The 21088-nt window shown below is 68.4% G+C and carries 30 protein-coding genes and 2 pseudogenes; 23 read left to right on the top strand and 9 right to left on the bottom strand.

The window, feature by feature from the left end:
• The first annotated feature begins 96 nt into the window (after nucleotides 1-96).
• Nucleotides 97-1290 carry an elongation factor Tu gene (tuf, locus tag ACZ6S6_RS26445; protein ID WP_362960674.1) on the top strand — a complete coding sequence of 398 codons (1194 nt, stop codon included), beginning with the start codon at nucleotides 97-99 and terminating at the stop codon, nucleotides 1288-1290.
• Nucleotides 1291-1382: 92 nt separating this feature from the next.
• Here the strand turns inward: tuf and ACZ6S6_RS26450 are convergent, their stop codons facing one another.
• The 5 genes from ACZ6S6_RS26450 to ACZ6S6_RS26470 form a co-directional block, all read right to left on the bottom strand.
• Nucleotides 1383-1847, bottom strand: a complete 465-nt coding sequence (locus ACZ6S6_RS26450) for a GNAT family N-acetyltransferase (protein ID WP_362960677.1) — start codon at nucleotides 1845-1847, stop codon at nucleotides 1383-1385.
• A 57-nt stretch (nucleotides 1848-1904) separates the two neighbouring features.
• A complete protein-coding gene (locus tag ACZ6S6_RS26455; RefSeq protein WP_362960680.1) occupies nucleotides 1905-3014 on the bottom strand; it encodes a hypothetical protein in 1110 nt (369 codons plus the stop codon).
• A gap of 154 nt (nucleotides 3015-3168) precedes the next feature.
• Nucleotides 3169-4083, bottom strand: coding sequence for an RpnC/YadD family protein (locus tag ACZ6S6_RS26460; RefSeq protein ID WP_469707110.1), 915 nt, complete (start codon nucleotides 4081-4083; stop codon nucleotides 3169-3171).
• Between the two features lie 33 nt (nucleotides 4084-4116).
• On the bottom strand, nucleotides 4117-5157 hold the full coding sequence (locus ACZ6S6_RS26465; RefSeq protein WP_469707111.1) for a helix-turn-helix domain-containing protein: 1041 nt from the start codon (nucleotides 5155-5157) through the stop codon (nucleotides 4117-4119).
• Between the two features lie 295 nt (nucleotides 5158-5452).
• Complete coding sequence (locus ACZ6S6_RS26470; protein ID WP_362967413.1) at nucleotides 5453-5878, bottom strand: ATP-binding protein; 426 nt, start codon at nucleotides 5876-5878, stop codon at nucleotides 5453-5455.
• 163 nt (nucleotides 5879-6041) lie between these two features.
• Here ACZ6S6_RS26470 and ACZ6S6_RS26475 point away from each other — a divergent pair, with 163 nt between their 5' ends.
• Together ACZ6S6_RS26475 and ACZ6S6_RS26480 are read left to right on the top strand one after the other, a co-directional pair.
• Complete coding sequence (locus ACZ6S6_RS26475) at nucleotides 6042-6920, top strand: helix-turn-helix domain-containing protein (RefSeq protein ID WP_362967415.1); 879 nt, start codon at nucleotides 6042-6044, stop codon at nucleotides 6918-6920.
• On the top strand, nucleotides 6917-7126 hold the full coding sequence (locus tag ACZ6S6_RS26480; RefSeq protein WP_469707112.1) for a DUF397 domain-containing protein: 210 nt from the start codon (nucleotides 6917-6919) through the stop codon (nucleotides 7124-7126). Before ACZ6S6_RS26475 ends, ACZ6S6_RS26480 begins: the two co-directional genes overlap by 4 nt.
• Nucleotides 7127-7150: 24 nt before the next feature.
• On the opposite strand, the gene ACZ6S6_RS26485 is transcribed toward ACZ6S6_RS26480, so the two are convergent.
• From ACZ6S6_RS26485 to ACZ6S6_RS26500, 4 genes and pseudogenes are all read right to left on the bottom strand, one after another.
• A complete protein-coding gene (locus ACZ6S6_RS26485) occupies nucleotides 7151-7609 on the bottom strand; it encodes a hypothetical protein (protein ID WP_469707113.1) in 459 nt (152 codons plus the stop codon).
• A gap of 14 nt (nucleotides 7610-7623) precedes the next feature.
• Entirely contained in the window at nucleotides 7624-9513 is a 1890-nt protein-coding gene (locus ACZ6S6_RS26490) for an RNA repair domain-containing protein (RefSeq protein WP_469707114.1), read from the bottom strand.
• Nucleotides 9513-10307: pseudogene (locus tag ACZ6S6_RS26495) on the bottom strand (AAA family ATPase); the annotation flags it as partial. The pseudogene ACZ6S6_RS26495 and the gene ACZ6S6_RS26490, both read right to left, overlap by 1 nt.
• A gap of 162 nt (nucleotides 10308-10469) precedes the next feature.
• Nucleotides 10470-11345 (bottom strand): annotated as a pseudogene (locus tag ACZ6S6_RS26500) (RNA ligase family protein); the annotation flags it as partial.
• A gap of 509 nt (nucleotides 11346-11854) precedes the next feature.
• On the opposite strand from ACZ6S6_RS26500, the gene rpsJ reads away from it, so the two are divergent.
• The 20 genes from rpsJ to rpmD all read left to right on the top strand — a co-directional run bounded on the left by rpsJ (nucleotide 11855) and on the right by rpmD (nucleotide 21087).
• Nucleotides 11855-12163, top strand: a complete 309-nt coding sequence (gene rpsJ, locus ACZ6S6_RS26505; RefSeq protein WP_003948644.1) for a 30S ribosomal protein S10 — start codon at nucleotides 11855-11857, stop codon at nucleotides 12161-12163.
• Between the two features lie 13 nt (nucleotides 12164-12176).
• Entirely contained in the window at nucleotides 12177-12821 is a 645-nt protein-coding gene (gene rplC, locus ACZ6S6_RS26510) for a 50S ribosomal protein L3 (RefSeq protein ID WP_014047781.1), read from the top strand.
• A gap of 4 nt (nucleotides 12822-12825) precedes the next feature.
• Nucleotides 12826-13479: a 50S ribosomal protein L4 gene (gene rplD / locus ACZ6S6_RS26515; RefSeq protein ID WP_362966931.1), complete on the top strand. Its 654-nt coding sequence runs from the start codon at nucleotides 12826-12828 to the stop codon at nucleotides 13477-13479.
• Complete coding sequence (gene rplW, locus ACZ6S6_RS26520) at nucleotides 13479-13802, top strand: 50S ribosomal protein L23 (protein WP_356322373.1); 324 nt, start codon at nucleotides 13479-13481, stop codon at nucleotides 13800-13802. The genes rplD and rplW overlap by 1 nt, the downstream gene beginning before the upstream one ends.
• 39 nt (nucleotides 13803-13841) lie before the next feature.
• The gene (rplB, locus tag ACZ6S6_RS26525) at nucleotides 13842-14678 is read left to right on the top strand and encodes a 50S ribosomal protein L2 (RefSeq protein WP_362966933.1); all 837 of its coding nucleotides are present in this window, start codon (nucleotides 13842-13844) and stop codon (nucleotides 14676-14678) included.
• 12 nt (nucleotides 14679-14690) lie between these two features.
• Nucleotides 14691-14972: a 30S ribosomal protein S19 gene (gene rpsS, locus ACZ6S6_RS26530; RefSeq protein ID WP_015610726.1), complete on the top strand. Its 282-nt coding sequence runs from the start codon at nucleotides 14691-14693 to the stop codon at nucleotides 14970-14972.
• A gap of 45 nt (nucleotides 14973-15017) precedes the next feature.
• Nucleotides 15018-15365 carry a 50S ribosomal protein L22 gene (rplV, locus tag ACZ6S6_RS26535; RefSeq protein ID WP_073733141.1) on the top strand — a complete coding sequence of 116 codons (348 nt, stop codon included), beginning with the start codon at nucleotides 15018-15020 and terminating at the stop codon, nucleotides 15363-15365.
• Nucleotides 15365-16204 carry a 30S ribosomal protein S3 gene (rpsC, locus tag ACZ6S6_RS26540; protein WP_362966935.1) on the top strand — a complete coding sequence of 280 codons (840 nt, stop codon included), beginning with the start codon at nucleotides 15365-15367 and terminating at the stop codon, nucleotides 16202-16204. The genes rplV and rpsC overlap by 1 nt, the downstream gene beginning before the upstream one ends.
• A 5-nt stretch (nucleotides 16205-16209) precedes the next feature.
• A complete protein-coding gene (rplP, locus tag ACZ6S6_RS26545) occupies nucleotides 16210-16629 on the top strand; it encodes a 50S ribosomal protein L16 (protein WP_003966953.1) in 420 nt (139 codons plus the stop codon).
• Nucleotides 16629-16853 carry a 50S ribosomal protein L29 gene (gene rpmC / locus ACZ6S6_RS26550; protein WP_024494976.1) on the top strand — a complete coding sequence of 75 codons (225 nt, stop codon included), beginning with the start codon at nucleotides 16629-16631 and terminating at the stop codon, nucleotides 16851-16853. Before rplP ends, rpmC begins: the two co-directional genes overlap by 1 nt.
• A complete protein-coding gene (gene rpsQ / locus ACZ6S6_RS26555) occupies nucleotides 16853-17137 on the top strand; it encodes a 30S ribosomal protein S17 (protein WP_024494977.1) in 285 nt (94 codons plus the stop codon). Before rpmC ends, rpsQ begins: the two co-directional genes overlap by 1 nt.
• Nucleotides 17138-17244: 107 nt before the next feature.
• Nucleotides 17245-17613, top strand: a complete 369-nt coding sequence (gene rplN, locus ACZ6S6_RS26560; RefSeq protein WP_003966950.1) for a 50S ribosomal protein L14 — start codon at nucleotides 17245-17247, stop codon at nucleotides 17611-17613.
• A 2-nt stretch (nucleotides 17614-17615) separates the two neighbouring features.
• Nucleotides 17616-17939: a 50S ribosomal protein L24 gene (gene rplX, locus ACZ6S6_RS26565; protein ID WP_362966937.1), complete on the top strand. Its 324-nt coding sequence runs from the start codon at nucleotides 17616-17618 to the stop codon at nucleotides 17937-17939.
• Entirely contained in the window at nucleotides 17939-18496 is a 558-nt protein-coding gene (gene rplE, locus ACZ6S6_RS26570) for a 50S ribosomal protein L5 (protein WP_018550615.1), read from the top strand. The genes rplX and rplE overlap by 1 nt, the downstream gene beginning before the upstream one ends.
• A gap of 2 nt (nucleotides 18497-18498) precedes the next feature.
• The gene (locus ACZ6S6_RS26575; protein ID WP_362966939.1) at nucleotides 18499-18684 is read left to right on the top strand and encodes a type Z 30S ribosomal protein S14; all 186 of its coding nucleotides are present in this window, start codon (nucleotides 18499-18501) and stop codon (nucleotides 18682-18684) included.
• Between the two features lie 224 nt (nucleotides 18685-18908).
• Nucleotides 18909-19307 carry a 30S ribosomal protein S8 gene (gene rpsH / locus ACZ6S6_RS26580; RefSeq protein ID WP_024491591.1) on the top strand — a complete coding sequence of 133 codons (399 nt, stop codon included), beginning with the start codon at nucleotides 18909-18911 and terminating at the stop codon, nucleotides 19305-19307.
• 21 nt (nucleotides 19308-19328) lie between these two features.
• On the top strand, nucleotides 19329-19868 hold the full coding sequence (gene rplF, locus ACZ6S6_RS26585; RefSeq protein ID WP_207318317.1) for a 50S ribosomal protein L6: 540 nt from the start codon (nucleotides 19329-19331) through the stop codon (nucleotides 19866-19868).
• 3 nt (nucleotides 19869-19871) lie between these two features.
• Nucleotides 19872-20255, top strand: coding sequence for a 50S ribosomal protein L18 (gene rplR / locus ACZ6S6_RS26590; protein ID WP_024491593.1), 384 nt, complete (start codon nucleotides 19872-19874; stop codon nucleotides 20253-20255).
• A 47-nt stretch (nucleotides 20256-20302) separates the two neighbouring features.
• Nucleotides 20303-20905 (top strand): 30S ribosomal protein S5, encoded by a 603-nt coding sequence (gene rpsE / locus ACZ6S6_RS26595; protein WP_123461068.1) that lies wholly within the window; start codon nucleotides 20303-20305, stop codon nucleotides 20903-20905.
• Complete coding sequence (gene rpmD, locus ACZ6S6_RS26600; protein ID WP_024491595.1) at nucleotides 20905-21087, top strand: 50S ribosomal protein L30; 183 nt, start codon at nucleotides 20905-20907, stop codon at nucleotides 21085-21087. Before rpsE ends, rpmD begins: the two co-directional genes overlap by 1 nt.
• Nucleotide 21088: the final 1 nt, after the last annotated feature.

Consider the following 21088-nt stretch of genomic DNA (forward strand, 5'->3'; position numbering starts at 1 on the left):
GCACTGCGCCGGATGCCCCCGGGTCCCGGCATCCCAGCAAAGATCACCTGGCGCCGATGAAGCAAGGCGTACAGAACCACTCCGCAGGAGGACCCAGTGGCGAAGGCAAAGTTCGAGCGGACTAAGCCGCACGTCAACATCGGCACCATCGGTCACATTGACCACGGTAAGACGACCCTTACGGCCGCCATTACCAAGGTGCTTCACGACGCGTACCCGAACCTGAACGAGGCCTCGGCCTTCGACCAGATCGACAAGGCTCCCGAAGAGCGCCAGCGCGGCATCACCATCTCGATCTCGCACGTCGAGTACCAGACTGAGCAGCGTCACTACGCTCACGTCGACTGCCCGGGTCACGCTGACTACATCAAGAACATGATCACGGGTGCGGCGCAGATGGACGGCGCCATCCTCGTCGTCGCCGCGACCGACGGCCCGATGCCGCAGACCAAGGAGCACGTGCTCCTGGCCCGCCAGGTCGGCGTTCCGTACATCGTCGTCGCCCTGAACAAGGCCGACATGGTGGACGACGAGGAGATCCTGGAGCTCGTTGAGCTCGAGGTCCGTGAGCTCCTCTCCGAGTACGAGTTCCCGGGCGACGACCTTCCGGTCGTCAAGGTCTCGGCGCTCAAGGCTCTTGAGGGTGACAAGGAGTGGGGCCAGACCGTCCTCGACCTGATGAAGGCCGTCGACGAGTCGATCCCGCAGCCCGAGCGTGACGTCGAGAAGCCGTTCCTCATGCCGATCGAGGACGTCTTCACGATCACCGGTCGTGGCACCGTCGTCACCGGTCGTATCGAGCGTGGTGTCCTCAAGGTCAACGAGACCGTTGACATCGTGGGCATCAAGCAGGACAAGACCACCACCACGGTCACCGGCATCGAGATGTTCCGCAAGCTGCTCGACGAGGGCCAGGCCGGTGAGAACGTCGGTCTGCTCCTCCGTGGCATCAAGCGCGAGGACGTCGAGCGCGGCCAGGTCATCATCAAGCCCGGTTCGGTCACGCCGCACACCGAGTTCGAGGCCCAGTCCTACATCCTGTCGAAGGACGAGGGTGGCCGTCACACCCCCTTCTTCAACAACTACCGCCCGCAGTTCTACTTCCGTACCACGGACGTGACGGGCGTTGTGACCCTTCCCGAGGGCACCGAGATGGTCATGCCGGGTGACAACACCCTCATGAACGTCGCGCTGATCCAGCCGGTCGCCATGGAAGAGGGCCTCAAGTTCGCCATCCGTGAGGGTGGCCGGACCGTGGGCGCCGGCCAGGTCACCAAGATCCTCAAGTAAGTACTTGAGCGTCTGACCTGGTAGCTCCGCACAGAGCACCGAGAAGGGCCCCCTCCCGTCGCGCGAGCGGCGGGAGGGGGCCCTTCTTCTTTTCACGGAGTGGGTACGGGTCGGCGCACCATGTAGACGTCGACCGGGTCCTCGCGCTCCAGGGTGAACCCGTGCCGCTCGTACAGCCGCCGGGCCGCGCTGCCCTGGAGCACGTTGAGCCGGACCGGGGTGCCTTCGGCGTCGGTACGGGCCAGCAGCTCACGCAGGACCGCGGAGCCGATGCCCCTGCCCTGGAGCTCCTCGGCGACGAAGAAGCTCTCCAGGCACCAGCCGTCCTCGACCGGCCGCAGCGTGACGCTGCCGCCGAAACGGCCGTCGGGGACGATCACCGAGGTGTACTCGGGCCGGTAGGAGTCGCGCAGCCGCCGGCGCACCCGGTGCTCGTCGTAGCGGCCGAGACGGACCAGGTCCGGGCGCATCACGACGGCCCGGAGCTCGGCTATGGCGTCGACGTCCTCGGGGGTGGCGGGGCGCAGGGACCACGCCTGAGTGGTACGTACATGCATGGCCGGATTCTGTCAGAGCCGGAATCCGGGTCGGCGGTCCTCTGCCCAATACAGGCCCTAGAAGAGGTCGGCCAACCTGTGCTGCGTGAGGTTGTCGAGGATCGTGCGCAGCCACAGGCTGTGCACGGCCGGTAGCCGGACCAGCGCGTGCCGGAACGTTTCCCGGTCGGCCCGGAACAGAGAACGGGGGCGGGGCGGAAGCGGGTCGTCACGGAGGACGTCGCGGGGCAGACGGCCCGAGGAGGGAACGGGCGGGTACGGCTGGGGAAGGGCCATCCACAGCCACACCCCCAGCGGCAGCGGCACCAGGCGGACCGATGCGGCCGGCCCGGCGGGGGCCCAGGTCTGCCCCGTCTGCGGATGCACCGGCACCAGCAGGATGTCGACGTCCGCGGCGGGGGCAGGCTCTCCCGGTCCGGCGAGAACGGCGCGTCGTTCCGGCTGTCCCATGGGCAGCAGAGAGTCGAGGGCGCGTTGGAACACGTCCGCGATCAGGCCGTTCGGGACCCTCACCGGCCGGTTTCCGGAGGCCGCCAGCAGGTGGGCGAGCGCGTGGCCGGCCGCTGCCTCCCATCGCGGACTCCACGACCAGTAGTGGCCCGACCCAAGGCTTCTTCCTCCCCATGTGGAGATCGGCTCGAACGGGGGCGTGCTCTGCCCCTCCTCCAACAGCGCCTCCCAGGACAGCGGTGCCGCGTCGGCCCCGCCGACGCAGAGACGGCGCACGGCATCCGGAGCGAGCCTCACCGCCTGCCAGAGCGAGCAGTCGTCGATCCTGCTCGCTACGGCCAGCCCGCACCTCTGACAGGCCATGTTGGGGCCATCGCTCGCGTCGAGGCCGCAGCAGGCACCGCCGCCCTTCTCGGGAATCAGCCGGGTGCCGCGGATGTCTCCGGGGGCGATCACGATCGCCTCGGTCGCGCCGTCGGACGGGGCGCGGAGCGGTGCGCAGATGCCGCGGGCCTCCGCCTCCACCGGGTCGGTCTCTCCCCACGGCCGCCGAGGCGGTCCCCAGTGGGCCGGGTCCACAGCGAACGTTCCCGGCTCCATGAGCACGGGCATCTGGGTGCCGTTCCCGTATTTCTGATGGGCGTGGACCGGAAGAGAGACCTGCGACATCGGGGCGGTCAACTCGGCATCACACCGCGCACAGACGAAAGCGAACAAGGTCCCTCCGGGTGGGAAAACAGCCGTATCGTCGCACCCCTGTGGCAGGCGGCCAACACGTTTTCCTGTCCTTCTCTCCGGCATGAAGGACTTCTGGACAGAGGGCGGTCGGCCCCGGTCGGGGCCGACCGCCCTCTGAGTTCAAGGACCGGGGTCAGTGGTCCTCGGCGACGACCTCTTCGGCGGTGGTGGCGGTGGTGGCGCGGTGGAGCCATCGGTGCAGGAGCTGGGGGTCGGTGCAGGTGGTGATCTTTTGGCGGGTCTCGTCGGTGAGGGCGATGCCGCGTACTTGGAGGATCAGCAGGAGGCCTTCGGCCTGGCCTGTTGCCTGGCCTTCCGCGCGGCCTTGGGCTCGGCCTTCGTCCCGTCCTTCGTCGCGGATTTCTTCTGACATGAAGGATGTGTAGAAAGAGGTATCCACGGCCACCAGGTTCCTCCATTGTTGTGCGGCTGGGCGGTTGCCCAGGCCTTGTGCGGTGAGTTCGACGATGGGGTCTGTGATGTTGTCGGGTGCTTCGCGTAGTGCGGCGGAGAGTGTTTTCAGTATGGCACCGACGTCCGGATTGTCGGCGTGTGTGATGGCGGCGAGGGTGGCGAGTGCGAGGTCTTTGCGGGCTTCGGCGATGTCGGTGATGACGGGCATGTTGTGGGGGCCTGCGACGAGGGGGTTGAGGGTGAGGGTGGGCCATTGGGGGAGGCCGATGGTGAGGGGGCGGGAGGCCCATTGGGCGGTGGTGTGGTCTTGGCAGACGACGAGGAGGAGGACGGGGAGGCCGTTGTATTTGTTGTGGAGGTAGCTGACGTAGTAGGGCCAGCTGGTTGTTTTGCGTGGGTCTTTTTTGCTTTGGGCTTCGATGGCGAGGAGGAAGGGTTCGGTGGTCTCTGTTTCGATGCGGAGGAGGGTGTCGACGCGGCGTTCGACGGGTTTGGCTTCGGTGAGGTCGGTGGGCAGGACGGTGGCTGAGGTGGGTTGTGGGATGTCGATGCCGAGGACTTCGGAGACGCGGGAGAAGAGGCCGGGGTACTCCTGGAAGATGCGGTGCATTGCCTCGTGCGGTGAGCTGACCATGCAGGTCCGTTCGGGGTTGAGGGTGGATGTGTGTCAGGCGGTGCTGTGTGTGATGGCTGGGTGTTCGATTCGGCAGTCGCGGCAGTGGCCGGGGGCGGTGGAGCGGAAGGCGCGTTCGCAGGTGTCGCAGTTCTGGAGCGGGATGGTGATGGTCTTGCGGTGGGGTGGGGTGAGGGCTGTGGTGTCGGGGAGTGGGGGTGGCAGGAGGGTGGTGATGCGGTGGCGGAGGAGCTTGGCCGGGTGTTTGACGGGGTTGGGGAGGTCGCTGGTGAGGGTGTGGCGGATGGCGTCGGGGTGGGTGTCGCGTTCGAGCCAGGTGGCGATGCCGGGGGTGAGGGTGGTGATGTCGCTCTCGGTGAGGGTGAGTTGGGGTTCGTGACGGCGTAGGTCGGCCAGGAGCGCGGAGGCGGCCCGGTGCAGTTCCTCGGTGGGTGCGTGCGGCTGGGGGAGCGGCTGGGGAGGTGTCCTGGGGGCGGTGGGCGGCGGTACGTGGACGGGTACGTGGACGGGTGCGTGGACGGGTGCGTGGACGGGTGCGGGCGTGGGTGCCGGTGCGGGCGGCGGAGGTGCGGCGGGTGGGGTGACCTCGCGTGGCGGTGGGGCGGCGGGTGTGGTCGGCGGACTGCTTCGGCGGGGCTGGAGCTGGGGCTGCCGTGCTGTGGTCGTGGACGCGGCGGCGCCGGGCGGCTGGTTGTACGAGACCGTGCGCGTGACGACGCGGCCGCTGGGGAGTCGCACGCGGCTGCGGTGGAGGTAGCCCTCGTCTTCCAGTTCGTGCAGGGCGGCTGTGATGCGGGCTTCGCTCTCCGGGAAGCGGTCGGTGAGCACCTTGATGCCGACCTTCGCCCCGGCGGGCAGTGACTGGATATGGACGGCGAGCCCGATCGCGATGAGGGAGAGTTCGCGGTTCTGGGCGAGGTGGTTGCCGATCACCGTGAAGCCGGAGGTGTGGCGGGTGTTGACGTGGATGACGCCGGATGTCGGCGTGACGTCGTGCCGGGTGCTGGGGGAGCCGGGAGAGCTAGGGGAGCTGGGCTGGGCGCACGGGGGCGCGATAACCTGCTGGGTATCCATCGGGAAGGGCTATTTCCTCGTGGTCAGGCCCCTGGTTGAGATTCGCGTCTCGCCGGGGGCCGTCTCGTTCTGTGGTGGTCGCGGCGAGCATATGCCAGCCAACCCGTCCCAAATCCAGCCCAGTTGTCATATGTCACCCGTGTGAGTGACGCAGGTCAGGACGGGGTCGGGTGGGGTTGGGTCGGGTTATTTCCCCGAGTTCTTTAAAAGCCTTTAGACGTCGTGGGCGGCCGCGTCGCGGCTCACCGGGTCGTGGCCGAGGGGGTCGTGGGCGGCCGCGACCCGGTGGCTTCGGTCACGGTGCGAGGTCGAGTTCCGCCCAGACCGTTTTGCGCGGGACCGGGCCCGGAGTGACGCCCCAGTGGTCGGCGAGGGCCTCGACGATGAGCAGGCCGCGCCCACTCTCCGCGTGCCGGTCGGGGATCGCCGCGACGGGCAGGCGGTCACCTCGGGTGTCCGTGACCTCGATCCGCAGCCGTGCGTCCGCGTGGACGGTGAGGCGCAGTTGGAAGTCCCGGCCCGGTACGCGGCCGTGGACCGTGGCGTTGGCGGCGAGCTCCCCGACGATGTGTGCCGCCGACTCGGACGGCAGCCCCCAGAGGTCGAGATGGGCCACGGCCAGGAGGCGGGCGAGCCGGGCGCCTCGGCGGGTGGAGGAGAGCAGCACGGTGAACGTGCGTTCGGTGGTGGGGCGTTGGGGAGTGGCGGTTTGTTGGTTCACGTCACTCAGCGTGGCCGGTTCTGCGTACCGTGCCCAGTGACAAAGCCCTTGCGTACGGTGACTGTCCCGGGCTTGTCCAGTGCTGTCCCGGCTGTCCGGAGTGACGTGCGGGGAACAGAGGCGGTTGAGGAAGAACGGCACGCACGTCGGAAGTGGGGCACGGATGAGTGTGGACGGGATCGGTACGGAGCAGGGCGGCGGCGGGGCGGACGAGCCCGGTTGGGACGTCGATCCCGATGACGAGCCGGGCGTTGCGGTGGTCGCCGCCGTGGGTCGCCAGATCAAGGCCTGGCGGGAGGCGGCCGGGATGCGGGCCGGCGCGTTCGGGGCGGCGATCGGTTACGGGGAGGACCTGGTCTACAAGGTGGAGGGCGGGCGGCGCATCCCCCGGCCGGAGTTCCTGGACCGGGCGGACGACGTGCTGGGCGCGGGCGGGAGGATCGCCGCGATGAAGCGGGACGTGGCGGAGGTCCGGTACCCGAAGAAGATCCGGGAGCTGGCGAAGATGGAGGAGCGGGCGGTTGAGATGGAGTTGTACAGCAACCACAACATCCACGGCCTGTTGCAGACGCCGGAGTACGCACGGGCTCTGTTCGAGATGAGGCGGCCTGCGTACTCGGAGGACGAAGTGGCGAGGGTGTTGGCCGCGCGCATGGCCAGGCGGCGCATCTTTGAGAGGTCGCCCGCTCCCACGCTCAGCTTCGTGCAGGAGGAGGTGACCCTGCGTCGTCCTATCGGGGGCACAATGGTGTTGCGCCAACAGCTCGAACGGCTACTGGAGGTCGGGCAGTTGCGGAATGTCGAGATTCAGGTGATGCCGACCAGCCGCGAGGACCACGCGGGAATGGATGGCGGGGTCGAAGTATTGAAGTTCGAGGACGGCACTGCGGTGGGGCGCTCGGATGACGCCTTTGCCGGGCGACCGGTATCCGATCCGAAGCAGCTCAGGATCCTTGAGCTGCGCTGTGGGATGATCCGGGCCCAGGCTCTCTCGCCACGGGAGTCGCTGGCCTTCATCGAGCAACTGCTGGGAGAGACATGATCCGCAACACCTTTGCCGGGGGCGCTCTCGGGCTGGAGTGGTTCAAGAGCAGCTACAGCAGTAGCAGCGAAGGGGACTCCTGCGTCGAGGTGGCGACTGCCACCGGCACGGTGCATGTCCGCGACTCGAAGAACCTGCCCGGACCACGGCTTGCCTTCGGTGAGGGCGCGTGGGCGGGCTTCGTCCCGTACGCCGCCGGGCGCTGATCCCCCTACGTACTCGCGTCCCTGTCAGAAGGGCCCGTCCGCGAACGCCCGGTCACCGCTCGACCGCAGCGCCGACAGCCCCACCGGCGCCAGCGAGGCGTCCCTGATTCCGCGCAGCAGCTCCGTTCCGATCTCCGTCAGCCGGGGCCCGTCCGGTGGCGTCGCGCCCAGCCCGATCGCGTATCCCGTGCGGCCGTCGGCCGTGAGCGGGCGTGGCCAGACGCGGCAGTCGGCGGCGCCCGCGTCGGTGAGGGCGGTGATCAGGGCGAGGAGCCTGCCGCGCAGCCGGCCCTGGTCGGGGCCGGGGCGGACTGAGGCGAGGGCCCAGGCGGTGTGCTGCTCGGGTAGCGGCGGCGGCGTGCACAGCAGGGAACGCGGGTCGTCGCCGTCCTCGGCGGACTCCAGGATCTCCCAGGCGCGGTACAGCTCGGCAGCGAGGAGATCGCGGCCGGCGGCGGAGACCTGCGTGGTGCAGGAACGCACGGGGGAAGTCGGGGTCAGCACCGTGACGGGCGCCCCGGCGGACGCAGCCGGTCCCACCGCCTCGCCCAGTCCCACGCCGCCCAGGTCGCGAAGAAGTGCCGGAGCAGCGCGAGCTGCGGCAGCTCGCCCGACTCGTGTGCGGTACGGGCCGCGAGGACGCTCCAGGCGAGGCCCGGCAGCCCGCCGCAGGGGGCGGAGTCCAGGCCCCTGGCCCGCGCCCACGCCTTGACGTTCCGGGCGAGGACCGTGAAGGCGTCCCGCTGGGGTTCCGCCGCCGCGAGCACCGCCGCCGCGTCGCTCACCGCGCTCAGCGCTACGGCCGCCGCCTCGCCCAGCTCCGCACGGCGGGCGACCGCGTCGGCGGGGGAGAGTGCGCCGGTCGCCACGGTGACCAGGTCGATGTCGAGCCCGTCCAGGTGGAAGCGCAGGCCGGGCACCCGGGCGCCGGCGACCTCGCGGACTTCCCGAGCCTCCGGGAGCGCGGCGGCGAGCCGTTGCCGTAGAAGGACCGGGTCACACGCGCCGGGCAGTGCCGCCACCAGGTCCAGGTCCGCGTCCGGCAGCGCGCAGCCCATGCGCCGGGAGCCGACGACATGGACCCGGGCGCCGGGGAGGGCTGCGGCGACGCGTTCCGCGAGGTGGCCCGCGTCGGCGGGGGAGAGCGCGCCGGTCGCCACGGTGACCAGGTCGACGTGGGGCTCGTCCAGGTGCCGGCGCAGGTCCGGCTCCGCCCGTACCCCGTTGTGGTCGGAGATGTACACAGCCGGAACCGCCGTGCCCAGCTCCACCCGTACCCCGTAGTGGTCGGAGATGTACAGCCCCTCCGGGCCCGGCGCGTCGCCGGTCAGCTGCGCTGTCCGGGCCCGCAGCCGGTCCGTCCGCAGCAGTACCCGGTCCAGCCGGGAGACGCGGCCCGCCAGTGAGGAGACGGCGGCCAGTGGGTTGGCGCACGGGTCGAAGGTCGGGGTCCGGTCGGCGGGGCCGTGCACCTCGTGCCAGGCGTCCGTCATCGCCAGCCGGGTCTGCGGGCGGTCGCCGCCGTCGTTGAAGTCCCCGACGAGCAGCACCTCGCCCTCGACCCCGGCCAGCCCCGTTGCCAGTTCCGCGAGTTCGGTGTCCCGGCGGGCGGCTCCGGCGGGGGAGTGGTCGCTGCTGAGGTGGGTCGCGGCCACGGTGACGGGGCCCTCGGCCGTCTCCACGACCGCTGCGGCCACCGCCTTGTGCGGGCCGAGGACGTGCAGCCCCGCCTCGCGCACCGGAAGCCGGCTGAGCAGCAGCAGACCGCAGTCCGCCGCGTCCCGGCCGGCCGGGTCCGTGGCGAGCGTGTACCCGTCCCGCACCCAGTCGGTCCCCAGCAGCAGGTCCAGCAGCGCGGGCTCCGCCTCCTGGAGCGCGATGACGTCCGCGTCCGCCGCGTACAGGGCGTCGAGCAGCAGGGGGCGGCGGCGGGCCGTGTCGATCCGGTCGCTGTCGTACCGGTCCCAGAGGGTGTTCCAGGTCAGCACGGTCAGCACTGTCAGCACGGTCAGCACGGTCGGCACGGTGAGTGAGGTGACCGGGCTCGCCGACCCGGCCGGTGCCGGTTCCCAGGTGTCCGTATAAGGGGAGAACGCGTGCGGGGCGCGGGAGGTGAAGTAAGGGGACGGCAGCCTGCGCGGGGTGCGGATCCGGACGGCGTCCGTCGCGTCGATCCAGTCGACGCCCGAGGTGCGGTCCCACACCGTCTCGCCGTCCGCCTCGAAGAACAGCACCCGGTGCCAGGGGATGTCCCCGCCGGGGGTGAACCGTTCCAGCGGCACGCGCTTGGGGGCGGCGGAGCGCTGGGCGACGCCCAGGACGAAGCGCGCCGGGTCGAACCGGGGGTCCCAGCGGACCCGGTGGTAGATCTCCTCGCTCGTACGCATCAGGCCCGGTCCTCCACTGTTGTGCTGGTGCCGATGTACCAGGTGCGGTGGGCCTCGCCGGGGTACGGCGGTACGAAGCGGCGCAGCTGGGAGGCCAGTACCTCCGGGGGGACCGGGTGGGCGCGGCGGGTGTTGCGCGCGGTCAGCTCCTCCTCGCCGGTCCAGGCCACGGCGTGGGTGACCAGCGCGTTCCGGCGATGGGCGGCCGCGTGCACCAGGTCGCGCTGGTGCGGGTTGAGCGAGGTGGCGTCCCAGACCACGGTGGCGCCGGGGAGCAGCGCGGCCTCCAGGCGGCGCAGCCCCTCGCGCAGGACGTCCGCGTTGGCGCTCTGGTCGGCGCGCGAGCCGCGGGCGAGGCGCAGGTCGTCGAGGGAGATGTAGGTGCCGGTGCCCGGCAGTGCGCGGCCGAAGGTGCTCTTGCCGCTGCCCGAGGGGCCGACGAGGTGGACCAGGCGCGGGAAGGCCCCGTCCCGCCACCGCCAGGTCGCGGCGACCGCCTCCTGCGCGGTACTGATCCGGCCCAGCGCGTACGCGTGACGGGCCTGCGCCAGGCAGCGGTCGGCCGCATCGCGCTCCAGGCCGGCGAACGTTTCCCGGAGCCCGTCCGGTTCGCGGACCTGCTGAGCGTGCAGCTGCGACCACTCCACCTGTTCGCGGGCCTCCGGGGTGCCGGCCAGCCCGCCGGCCACCGCGTGCAGCACCGGCAGCCCGGCGGCGAGCGACATCCGCGCCAGTCCGCCGCGGCGCTCCTCGTCCGGGTAGGGGCGGTGCAGTGAGGGGGCGAGTCCGGCTAGGGCCTCTCGTTTGGATCATGCTGGGCTCGCGGGGTCCGGCACCGCACCTCGCGGCGTTGTCGTCGGTCGCCATGACTCCGCCATGGCTCCCTCCTCCGCCTTGCGATGCACGGCACCGGACCCCGCTCCCTGATCCAGCCTGATCCAAACGAAAGACCCGAGGTCCGCGATGCGGCGGGCGAGCGGCATGCCGAGGGGGGCGGCCAGCGCGGGGGCGAGGGCCGCGCGACGGGTGCGGTGGAGGAGGGCGGCCAGTACCCCGGTCAGCCGGTCGTCGCCGGTGAGGCTCAGGCCGTCCAGTTCGTCGGCCGTCGCGAGGGCGGCCGGGGCGTCGCCGGGGGCGGTTCCCACGGCGGTGGCGAGGGCGGCGGGGTCCACCGGGGCGCCCGAGCGCACGTCCCACAGCGCGGCGGACGGCCCGAGCCCGTTCTCCACCACCGCGGCGTGCATCCAGTGGGTGTCCGTCCGGACGTGGCCGGGGCGTACCCACTTGGCCACCCGCCGCCCGAACGCGGCGGCCGGAAAGGCCTCGGCGGGACGTACGACGTAACCCTCCTGGCGTCCGGTGTCCGGGCGCAGGGCCCGCAGCGTCCGCTGCGCACGGGCGTCGAACACCCCGCGCCACAGCACCGGCGGGGTCGGGATGCCCAGGTCCCGCAGGAACGCCACGGTCCGGTCCCAGCCGAGGCAGAGGTCGCCGTCCCAGACGGAGAAGCCGTAGAAGTGGCCGGCCAGGTCCTCGTACGGGATGGAGTGGCGGGCGAACACGTTCTCGCCGCAGATCCGCCGGCCCGCCGGGATGCGGGGGCCGACGCGTCCCTGGAGCGCCTTGATCCGGGCCCGGGAGGGGTGGTGGGCGGAGTCGAGGGAGCGGGCGTGCAGTCCGTCGGCGTACAGCGTGGTGTTCTCGCCGTCCAGCTTCTCGGTGACCACGACCTCGGCGCCGGCGAGTCCGGCGAGGTCCGCGAGGCGCACGTCGTCCGAGGCGGCCCCCGGTGACCAGGGCAGGTGCGGTGTCCGCGGATAGTGCGTACGCAGGATTCCCGCCCCCGGTGACGTGCCTGGTCCGGCCGGTCACTGTAGGGGCGATGAGCTGCGCTACTCGACCGAATTAGCCGCCCTGGGGAGGCGAACGGGGGTTGCCGACGCGTGCCCGCGTTTGACCATCGGACCCCGGGGGGTAAGATCCCACGCCCGATTGGCCAGGCTCACACCCCGTATGGCACACTGACCAGGTTGCTCGGTTGAGTGTCAATGCTGCGCGCCTCCCGCCGGGAGGACCGGAAGCGAGTCCCACAGTACTCGTCGGCCCCATGTGGACCGGACGTACGGGAATCTTTCGGGAAGCGTATGTGTGGCACCGGCCAGGCGCCCGGTGGGGTTCCTCCCCCGGCAGCGCGGTCTACAGGCCCGCACCCCCTTGGTTGGGATCTTCTTCGGGAGATTTTCGTAGAGGGGATGCGACACGCCCGACCGCGTGGGTCGGAGGCGGAGTAATCAGAACCCCGGGTTCCAGAGCGTTACGAGAGACAGGACTACTAGTAGCCATGGCGGGACAGAAGATCCGCATCCGGCTCAAGGCCTACGACCACGAGGTCATCGACTCCTCGGCGAAGAAGATCGTCGAGACGGTGACCCGCACTGGTGCGTCGGTCGCAGGCCCGGTGCCGCTGCCCACTGAGAAGAACGTGTACTGCGTCATCAAGTCGCCGCACAAGTACAAGGACTCTCGCGAGCACTTCGAGATGCGCACGCACAAGCGCCTCATCGACATTCTCGACCCCACGCCGAAGACGGTCGACTCGCTCATGCGTCTCGACCTGCCGGCAGGCGTCGACATCGAGATCAAGCTCTGAGGTGACGCGCGAGATGGCTAAGAACATTAAGGGCGTCCTGGGCGAGAAGCTCGGCATGACCCAGGTCTGGGACGAGAACAACCGGGTTGTCCCGGTGACCGTCGTCAAGGCCGGGCCGTGTGTCGTGACCCAGGTCCGCACCAACGACAGCGACGGCTACGAGTCGGTCCAGATCGCCTTCGGCGAGATCGACCCGCGCAAGGTGAACAAGCCCCTCAAGGGCCACTTCGCCAAGGCCGACGTGACCCCGCGCCGCCACCTGGTGGAGCTCCGCACCCCTGACGCCAGCGAGTACACGCTGGGCCAGGAGGTCACTGCCGAGGTGTTCGAGTCCGGCGTCAAGGTTGACGTCACGGGCAAGAGCAAGGGCAAGGGCTTCGCCGGTGTCATGAAGCGTCACAACTTCAAGGGCCTCGGCGCCGGCCACGGCGTCCAGCGCAAGCACCGTTCCCCCGGTTCGATCGGTGGCTGCGCCACCCCTGGGCGTGTCTTCAAGGGCATGCGCATGGCCGGCCGGATGGGTAACGAGCGCGTCACCACCCAGAACCTGACCATCCACGCGGTTGACGCGGAGAAGGGTCTGCTGCTCATCAAGGGCGCAGTCCCCGGTCCGAACGGCGGCCTCGTCCTGGTCCGTACCGCGGCCAAGGGGGCTTGAGGTAATGAGCACCATTGACATCCTTTCGCCGGCAGGCGACAAGGCCGGTACCGTCGAGCTCCCCGCGGAGATCTTCGACGCGAAGACCAGCGTTCCGCTGATCCACCAGGTCGTTGTCGCACAGCTGGCAGCTGCCCGTCAGGGCACGCACTCGACCAAGCGTCGCGGCGAAGTCCGCGGTGGTGGGCGCAAGCCTTACCGCCAGAAGGGCACCGGCCGCGCGCGCCAGGGTTCGACCCGCGCGCCGCAGTTCGTCGGCGGTGGCGTCGTACACGGCCCCAAGCCGCGTGACTACTCGCAGCGCACCCCGAAGAAGATGAAGGCCGCCGCTCTGCGCGGTGCCCTCTCCGACCGGGCGCGCCACTCCCGCATCCACGTCGTCACCGGCGTGGTCGAGGGTGCCGCAGTCTCCACGAAGGCCGCGAAGACGCTGTTCGGCAAGATCTCGGAGCGCAAGAACGTGCTCCTGGTCGTCGACCGCAACGACGAGGCCGCGTGGCTCTCCGCACGCAACCTGCCCCAGGTGCACATCCTGGACCCGGGCCAGCTGAACACGTACGACGTGATCGTCTCTGACGACGTGGTCTTCACCCAGGCCGCTTTCGAGTCCTTCGTGTCTGGCCCCCAGACCGCTGAGACCGAAGGGAGCGACGCCTGATGAGCGAGGCGACCGTTACCAGCAAGACCTACGACGACCCGCGTGACGTTCTCGTCAAGCCGGTTGTCTCGGAGAAGAGCTACGCGCTGCTCGACGAGAACAAGTACACGTTCATCGTCGCGCCCGGCTCCAACAAGACCCAGATCAAGCAGGCCGTGGAAGCGGTCTTCTCGGTCAAGGTCACCGGGGTCAACACGATCAACCGGCAGGGTAAGCGCAAGCGCACCAAGACCGGTTTCGGCAAGCGCGCTGACACCAAGCGCGCCATCGTGACCCTCGCTGAGGGCGACCGAATCGACATCTTCGGCGGCCCGACCTCCTAGCGGAGGTCGAGTCGTCCGGAATCGGACGAGGACTGAGAAATGGGTATCCGCAAGTACAAGCCGACGACCCCGGGCCGTCGTGGCTCCAGCGTCGCCGACTTTGTCGAGATCACGCGGTCCACGCCGGAGAAGTCGTTGGTCCGTCCCCTGCACAGCAAGGGCGGCCGTAACAACACCGGTCGGATCACCGTTCGCCACCAGGGTGGCGGACACAAGCGCGCCTACCGAGTGATCGACTTCCGTCGTCACGACAAGGACGGCGTGCCGGCGAAGGTCGCGCACATCGAGTACGACCCGAACCGCACCGCGCGCATCGCGCTGCTGCACTACGCCGACGGCGAGAAGCGCTACATCATCGCGCCGCGCGGCCTGACGCAGGGCGACCGTGTCGAGAACGGTCCGGCCGCCGACATCAAGCCCGGTAACAACCTGGCGCTGCGCAACATCCCGGTCGGTACGACCCTCCACGCCATCGAGCTGCGGCCCGGCGGCGGCGCGAAGTTCGCCCGTTCCGCGGGTGCCTCCGTGCAGCTGCTGGCGAAGGAGGGCACCATGGCCCACCTTCGTATGCCGTCGGGTGAGATCCGCCTGGTCGACGCCCGCTGCCGCGCCACGATCGGTGAGGTCGGCAACGCCGAGCAGTCGAACATCAACTGGGGCAAGGCCGGTCGCATGCGCTGGAAGGGCGTTCGCCCGTCCGTCCGCGGTGTTGCGATGAACCCGGTCGACCACCCGCACGGTGGTGGTGAAGGCAAGACCTCCGGTGGACGTCACCCGGTCTCGCCGTGGGGTCAGAAGGAGGGTCGTACTCGCTCGCCGAAGAAGGCATCGAGCAAGTACATCGTCCGCCGCCGCAAGACGAACAAGAAGCGCTAGGAGCGGGTTTAGATGCCGCGCAGTCTCAAGAAGGGGCCCTTCGTAGACGGCCACCTCGTCAAGAAGGTGGACGTACAGAACGAAGCCGGCACCAAGAACGTCATCAAGACCTGGTCCCGTCGCTCGATGATCATCCCGGCCATGCTGGGTCACACCATCGCGGTGCACAACGGCAAGATCCACGTCCCGGTGTTCGTCACCGAGTCGATGGTCGGCCACAAGCTCGGCGAGTTCTCGCCGACTCGCACCTTCCGCGGCCACGTCAAGGACGACCGGAAGTCGAAGCGCCGCTAGCGCGGGGTGGAAACGACTATGACGACTCACACTGAAGGGACAACCATGGAAGCCAGGGCCCAGGCGCGGTACATCCGCGTCACGCCCATGAAGGCCCGCCGAGTGGTGGACCTCATCCGTGGCATGGATGCCACGGAGGCTCAGGCGGTCCTGCGTTTCGCCCCGCAGGCCGCGAGCGTGCCGGTTGGCAAGGTGCTCGACAGCGCCATTGCCAACGCTGCACACAACTACGACCACCCCGACGCCTCTTCGCTGGTCATCAGCGAGGCGTTTGTGGACGAGGGTCCGACCCTGAAGCGGTTCCGTCCGCGTGCTCAGGGCCGTGCCTACCGGATCCGTAAGCGGACCAGCCACATCACCGTGGTCGTCAGCAGCAAGGAAGGAACCCGGTAATGGGCCAGAAGGTTAACCCTCATGGGTTCCGGCTCGGCATTACCACGGACTTCAAGTCCCGTTGGTACGCCGACAAGCTGTACAAGGACTACGTCAAGGAAGACGTTGCCATTCGTCGCATGATGACGAAGGGCATGGAGCGGGCCGGCATCTCGAAGGTCGAGATCGAGCGCACCCGCGACCGAGTCCGCGTTGACATCCACACCGCCCGTCCGGGCATCGTCATCGGTCGCCGCGGCGCCGAGGCCGATCGCATCCGTGGCGAGCTGGAGAAGCTGACCGGCAAGCAGGTCCAGCTGAACATCCTCGAGGTCAAGAACCCCGAGGTGGACGCTCAGCTGGTGGCCCAGGCCGTCGCCGAGCAGCTCTCCTCCCGCGTCTCCTTCCGTCGTGCGATGCGCAAGAGCATGCAGAGCACGATGAAGGCCGGCGCCAAGGGCATCAAGATCCAGTGCGGCGGTCGTCTCGGCGGCGCCGAGATGTCCCGCTCGGAGTTCTACCGCGAGGGCCGTGTGCCCCTGCACACCCTCCGTGCGAACGTCGACTACGGCTTCTTCGAGGCCAAGACGACCTTCGGCCGTATCGGTGTGAAGGTCTGGATCTACAAGGGCGATGTCAAGAACATCGCCGAGGTCCGCGCCGAGAACGCTGCTGCCCGTGCGGGCAACCGCCCGGCCCGTGGCGGCGCTGACCGTCCGGCCGGCCGCGGTGGCCGTGGTGGCGGCGAGCGTGGCGGTCGCGGCCGCAAGCCGCAGCAGTCGGCTCCGGCCGCCGAGGCCCCCAAGGCCGAGGCGTCCGCCGCTGCTCCGGCGGCTGAGAGCACCGGAACGGAGGCCTGACCGAAATGCTGATCCCCCGTAGGGTCAAGCACCGCAAGCAGCACCACCCGAAGCGCAGCGGTATGTCCAAGGGTGGCACGCAGGTTGCGTTCGGCGAGTACGGCATCCAGGCGCTGACCCCGGCGTACGTGACGAACCGTCAGATCGAGTCCGCTCGTATCGCGATGACCCGTCACATCAAGCGTGGCGGCAAGGTCTGGATCAACATCTACCCGGACCGCCCCCTGACGAAGAAGCCTGCCGAGACCCGCATGGGTTCCGGTAAGGGTTCTCCCGAGTGGTGGATCGCGAACGTCAAGCCCGGTCGGGTGATGTTCGAGCTGTCCTACCCGAACGAGAAGATTGCTCGTGAGGCGCTCACCCGCGCTGCTCACAAGCTTCCGATGAAGTGCCGGATTGTTCGGCGCGAGGCAGGTGAGTCGTGATGTCGGCCGGTACCAAGACGTCCGAGCTGCGCGAGCTGGGCAACGAGGAGCTCCTCAACAAGCTCCGCGAGGCCAAGGAAGAGCTGTTCAATCTCCGCTTCCAGGCGGCGACGGGTCAGCTCGAGAACCACGGCCGGCTCAAGTCCGTCCGTAAGGACATCGCCCGGATCTACACCCTGATGCGCGAGCGCGAGCTCGGCATCGAGACGGTGGAGAGCGTCTGATGAGCGAGAAGACTGTGACTGAGACGAACACTGACCGCGGTTTCCGTAAGACCCGTGAGGGTCTGGTCGTCAGCGACAAGATGGACAAGACCGTCGTCGTCGCTGTCGAGGACCGCGTCAAGCACGCGCTGTACGGCAAGGTCATCCGCCGTACGAACAAGCTCAAGGCTCACGACGAGCAGAACGCCGCCGGCGTCGGCGACCGTGTCATCCTCATGGAGACCCGGCCGCTGTCCGCCACGAAGCGTTGGCGCGTCGTCGAGATCCTCGAGAAGGCCAAGTAATTCCTGAGGGGCATTCCCCTCAGGCAGGTTCCGCCAGGCTCGGTGGGGGCTCGCTCCGGTAACGGAGCGGCCCCCGCCGGGAACCGGCAGACGATCAGGAGATAGACGTGATCCAGCAGGAGTCGCGACTGCGCGTCGCCGACAACACGGGTGCGAAGGAAATTCTCACCATCCGTGTTCTCGGTGGCTCGGGTCGCCGCTACGCGGGCATCGGTGACGTCATCGTCGCCACCGTCAAGGACGCGATCCCCGGTGGCAACGTGAAGAAGGGTGACGTCGTCAAGGCCGTCATCGTTCGCACCGTCAAGGAGCGTCGTCGTCAGGATGGCTCGTACATCCGCTTCGACGAGAACGCCGCAGTCATTCTGAAGAACGACGGCGACCCCCGCGGCACCCGTATCTTCGGCCCGGTGGGCCGTGAGCTGCGCGAGAAGAAGTTCATGAAGATCATCTCGCTCGCGCCGGAGGTGCTGTAAGCATGAAGATCAAGAAGGGCGACCTGGTTCAGGTCATCACCGGTAAGGACCGGGGCAAGCAGGGCAAGGTCATCGTTGCCTACCCTGCTCAGGACCGCGTCCTCGTCGAGGGTGTCAACCGGGTCAAGAAGCACACCAAGGCCGGTCAGACCGCTCGCGGTTCGCAGACCGGTGGCATTGTGACGACCGAGGCCCCCGTCCACGTCAGCAACGTGCAGCTGGTTGTTGAGAAGGACGGCAACAAGGTCGTTACTCGCGTCGGCTACCGCTTTGACGACGAGGGCAACAAGATCCGCGTTGCCAAGCGCACCGGTGAGGACATCTGATGACTACCACCACTGCGCCGCGTCTCAAGACGCGCTACCGCGAGGAAATCGCCGGCAAGCTGCGTGAGGAGTTCTCCTACGAGAACGTCATGCAGATCCCCGGTCTGGTCAAGATCGTGGTCAACATGGGTGTGGGCGACGCCGCCCGCGACTCCAAGCTGATCGATGGCGCCGTGCGCGACCTCACCACGATCACCGGCCAGAAGCCGGCCGTCACCAAGGCCCGCAAGTCGATCGCGCAGTTCAAGCTGCGCGAGGGGCAGCCGATCGGCTGCCACGTCACCCTCCGTGGTGACCGCATGTGGGAGTTCCTGGACCGTACGCTGTCGCTCGCGCTTCCGCGTATCCGTGACTTCCGTGGCCTGTCGCCGAAGCAGTTCGACGGCCGTGGCAACTACACCTTCGGTCTCACGGAGCAGGTCATGTTCCACGAGATCGACCAGGACAAGATCGACCGGGTCCGGGGCATGGACATCACCGTGGTCACCACGGCGACCAATGACGACGAGGGTCGTGCCCTCCTTCGTCACCTCGGCTTCCCGTTCAAGGAGAACTGACCGTGGCGAAGAAGTCCCTGATCGCTAAGGCTGCCCGCAAGCCGAAGTTCGCCGTCCGCGGGTACACCCGCTGCCAGCGCTGCGGCCGGCCCCACTCCGTCTACCGCAAGTTCGGCCTGTGCCGCGTGTGCCTTCGTGAGATGGCTCACCGTGGCGAGCTGCCGGGCGTGACCAAGAGCTCCTGGTAATCCTCCTTCGCCCTTTGGGCGTTGGGATTATCCGGAAGCTCTCGGTAAGTATCTGGTCGGCAGGAGCCCGCCCTCACATGCCGTAGGCTTGTGTGGTTGGGCGCCTGCCGCCCTAGACCGACTTACTACGCCGTAGGTCCCCGCACCGCACCCGTCCCGCCACTGAGTGGGGAGAGGGATGGCGCATACAGGAAACCCCGGCGAGAGAGGCCGAAGGCCAACTCATGACCATGACTGATCCCATCGCAGACATGCTCACGCGTCTGCGTAACGCGAACTCGGCGTATCACGACGACGTCAAGATGCCGCACAGCAAGATCAAGTCGCACATCGCGGAGATCCTCCAGCAGGAGGGCTTCATCACCGGCTGGAAGGTCGAGGACGCCGAGGTCGGCAAGAGCCTCGTTCTCGACCTGAAGTTCGGTCCGAACCGCGAGCGTTCGATTGCCGGCATCAAGCGCATCTCGAAGCCGGGTCTGCGTGTATACGCAAAGTCCACCAATCTGCCGAAGGTTCTCGGCGGCCTGGGCGTGGCGATCATCTCCACGTCCCACGGTCTCCTGACCGGCCAGCAGGCCAGCAAGAAGGGCGTAGGTGGGGAAGTCCTCGCCTACGTCTGGTAGTCGGGAACGGAGGAAAAGCTCATGTCGCGAATCGGCAAGCTCCCCATCCAGGTTCCCGCCGGTGTGGACGTCACCATCGATGGCCGCACGGTCGCGGTGAAGGGGCCCAAGGGCACCCTCTCGCACACCGTCGCCGCGCCGATCGAGGTCACCAAGGGTGAGGACGGCGTTCTGAACGTCGTCCGCCCGAACGACGAGCGTCAGAACAAGGCCCTTCACGGCCTGTCCCGCACGCTGGTGGCGAACATGATCACCGGTGTGACCCAGGGATACATCAAGGCGCTCGAGATCAGCGGTGTCGGTTACCGCGTCCAGGCGAAGGGCTCCAACCTGGAGTTCGCCCTGGGCTACAGCCACCCGATCCTCATCGAGGCCCCCGAAGGCATCACCTTCAAGGTCGAGTCGCCCACGAAGTTCAGTGTCGAGGGCATCGACAAGCAGAAGGTCGGCGAGGTTTCGGCGAAGATCCGCAAGCTGCGGAAGCCTGACCCGTACAAGGCCAAGGGCGTCAAGTACGCCGGCGAGGTTATCCGCCGCAAGGTCGGAAAGGCGGGTAAGTAAGCCATGGCATACGGTGTAAAGATCGCCAAGGGCGACGCCTACAAGCGTGCCGCCCTCAAGCGCCGCCACATCCGCGTCCGGAAGCACATCTCCGGTTCGCCCGAGCGTCCGCGCTTGGTTGTGACGCGTTCGAACCGCCACATGGTCGCTCAGGTCATCGACGACATCGCGGGCCACACGCTCGCGTCGGCGTCGACGCTTGACGCCTCCATCCGCGGCGTCGAGGGTGACAAGAGCGCCCTCGCCAAGCAGGTCGGGGCCCTGGTCGCCGAGCGCGCCAAGGCCGCAGGCGTCGAGGCCGTCGTGTTTGACCGCGGTGGCAACCAGTACGCCGGGCGGATTGCCGCTCTGGCTGACGCCGCCCGTGAAGCCGGGCTGAAGTTCTAAGCCCCGGTTCCTACGCACAGCGGACGTAACAGAGAGAGGTAATTCCAATGGCTGGACCCCAGCGCCGCGGAAGCGGTGCCGGTGGCGGCGAGCGGCGGGACCGGAAGGGCCGTGACGGTGGCGCCAGCGCCGCCGAGAAGACCGCGTACGTCGAGCGTGTCGTCGCGATCAACCGCGTCGCCAAGGTCGTGAAGGGTGGTCGTCGCTTCAGCTTCACCGCGCTGGTCGTGGTGGGCGATGGTGACGGCAGCGTCGGTGTCGGATACGGCAAGGCCAAGGAAGTTCCCGCGGCCATCGCCAAGGGCGTTGAAGAGGCCAAGAAGAGCTTCTTCAAGGTTCCGCGTATCCAGGGCACCATCCCTCACCCGATCCAGGGCGAGAAGGCTGCGGGCGTTGTTCTGCTCAAGCCTGCTTCCCCCGGTACCGGTGTGATCGCGGGTGGCCCGGTGCGCGCCGTTCTGGAGTGCGCCGGCGTTCACGACATCCTGTCGAAGTCGCTCGGTTCTTCGAACCCGATCAACATTGTGCACGCGACGGTGGCGGCCCTTCAGGGTCTCCAGCGTCCCGAGGAGATCGCGGCTCGCCGTGGTCTGCCCCTCGAGGACGTGGCCCCCGCTGCTCTGCTCCGTGCTCGAGCGGCAGGTATGTGATGGCTCGCCTGAAGATCACACAGACCAAGTCGTACATCGGCAGCAAGCAGAACCACCGCGACACCCTGCGTTCGCTCGGGCTCAAGCGCCTGCACGACGTGGTTGTCAAGGAGGACCGCCCCGAGTTCCGCGGAATGGCTAACACCGTCCGCCACCTCGTGACGGTTGAGGAGGTCGACTGAC

This window comes from Streptomyces sp. NPDC048671 (assembly GCF_055587045.1).

Bases quoted from the DNA above. Each gene is read 5' to 3' on its own strand.
- rpsH (WP_024491591.1), top strand. From the start codon at position 18,909: ATGACCATGACTGATCCCATCGCAGACATGCTCACGCGTCTGCGTAAC.
- rplE (WP_018550615.1), top strand. From the start codon at position 17,939: ATGACTACCACCACTGCGCCGCGTCTCAAGACGCGCTACCGCGAGGAA.
- ACZ6S6_RS26480 (WP_469707112.1), top strand. From the start codon at position 6,917: ATGATCCGCAACACCTTTGCCGGGGGCGCTCTCGGGCTGGAGTGGTTC.
- rplP (WP_003966953.1), top strand. From the start codon at position 16,210: ATGCTGATCCCCCGTAGGGTCAAGCACCGCAAGCAGCACCACCCGAAG.
- rplR (WP_024491593.1), top strand. From the start codon at position 19,872: ATGGCATACGGTGTAAAGATCGCCAAGGGCGACGCCTACAAGCGTGCC.
- rpmD (WP_024491595.1), top strand. From the start codon at position 20,905: ATGGCTCGCCTGAAGATCACACAGACCAAGTCGTACATCGGCAGCAAG.
- ACZ6S6_RS26475 (WP_362967415.1), top strand. From the start codon at position 6,042: ATGAGTGTGGACGGGATCGGTACGGAGCAGGGCGGCGGCGGGGCGGAC.
- ACZ6S6_RS26460 (WP_469707110.1), bottom strand. From the start codon at position 4,083: ATGGTCAGCTCACCGCACGAGGCAATGCACCGCATCTTCCAGGAGTAC.
- rplD (WP_362966931.1), top strand. From the start codon at position 12,826: ATGAGCACCATTGACATCCTTTCGCCGGCAGGCGACAAGGCCGGTACC.
- rplV (WP_073733141.1), top strand. From the start codon at position 15,018: ATGGAAGCCAGGGCCCAGGCGCGGTACATCCGCGTCACGCCCATGAAG.
- rpsJ (WP_003948644.1), top strand. From the start codon at position 11,855: ATGGCGGGACAGAAGATCCGCATCCGGCTCAAGGCCTACGACCACGAG.
- ACZ6S6_RS26490 (WP_469707114.1), bottom strand. From the start codon at position 9,513: ATGCGTACGAGCGAGGAGATCTACCACCGGGTCCGCTGGGACCCCCGG.
- ACZ6S6_RS26465 (WP_469707111.1), bottom strand. From the start codon at position 5,157: ATGGATACCCAGCAGGTTATCGCGCCCCCGTGCGCCCAGCCCAGCTCC.
- rplW (WP_356322373.1), top strand. From the start codon at position 13,479: ATGAGCGAGGCGACCGTTACCAGCAAGACCTACGACGACCCGCGTGAC.
- rplF (WP_207318317.1), top strand. From the start codon at position 19,329: ATGTCGCGAATCGGCAAGCTCCCCATCCAGGTTCCCGCCGGTGTGGAC.
- rpsQ (WP_024494977.1), top strand. From the start codon at position 16,853: ATGAGCGAGAAGACTGTGACTGAGACGAACACTGACCGCGGTTTCCGT.
- rpsC (WP_362966935.1), top strand. From the start codon at position 15,365: ATGGGCCAGAAGGTTAACCCTCATGGGTTCCGGCTCGGCATTACCACG.
- rpsS (WP_015610726.1), top strand. From the start codon at position 14,691: ATGCCGCGCAGTCTCAAGAAGGGGCCCTTCGTAGACGGCCACCTCGTC.
- rpsE (WP_123461068.1), top strand. From the start codon at position 20,303: ATGGCTGGACCCCAGCGCCGCGGAAGCGGTGCCGGTGGCGGCGAGCGG.
- rplB (WP_362966933.1), top strand. From the start codon at position 13,842: ATGGGTATCCGCAAGTACAAGCCGACGACCCCGGGCCGTCGTGGCTCC.
- rplC (WP_014047781.1), top strand. From the start codon at position 12,177: ATGGCTAAGAACATTAAGGGCGTCCTGGGCGAGAAGCTCGGCATGACC.
- rplX (WP_362966937.1), top strand. From the start codon at position 17,616: ATGAAGATCAAGAAGGGCGACCTGGTTCAGGTCATCACCGGTAAGGAC.
- ACZ6S6_RS26450 (WP_362960677.1), bottom strand. From the start codon at position 1,847: ATGCATGTACGTACCACTCAGGCGTGGTCCCTGCGCCCCGCCACCCCC.
- rpmC (WP_024494976.1), top strand. From the start codon at position 16,629: ATGTCGGCCGGTACCAAGACGTCCGAGCTGCGCGAGCTGGGCAACGAG.